Source organism: Citrobacter sp. TBCS-14 (genome assembly GCF_005280805.1).
In the GTDB taxonomy this organism is placed as follows: domain Bacteria; phylum Pseudomonadota; class Gammaproteobacteria; order Enterobacterales; family Enterobacteriaceae; genus Citrobacter; species Citrobacter gillenii.
This window is the reverse complement of record NZ_SZWM01001253.1, coordinates 1-279: the sequence shown is the minus strand read 5'-3', so window position 1 is coordinate 279 and position 279 is coordinate 1. Positions and strand designations below refer to the sequence as shown.

The following is a 279-nucleotide window of genomic DNA, read 5'->3' as shown; positions in this document are numbered from 1 at the left end:
ATCCTTTACACCTTCCTTTTGCCGATAAATCCGTGGATGTTTGCCTGTTGGCGCATACACTACCGTGGTGCGCCGATCCGCATCGCCTACTGCGTGAAGCCGATCGCGTGTTGATTGATGACGGTTGGTTAATACTGAGCGGGTTTAACCCGGTTAGCCTGATGGGGTTGCGTAAGCTGGTGCCAGTGCTACGTAAAACACCGCCTTACAACAGCCGGATGTTTACCCTGATGCGCCAGTTGGATTGGCTCTCTTTGCTGAATTTTGAGGTGCTGCACT

The 279-nt window shown here is 52.3% G+C and carries 1 protein-coding gene; it reads left to right on the top strand.

Translation table 11 applies throughout. The features are described from left to right. The coding region (locus FDX22_RS27175) for a class I SAM-dependent methyltransferase (protein WP_146718056.1) at positions 1 to 279 on the top strand (279 nt) is incomplete at both ends.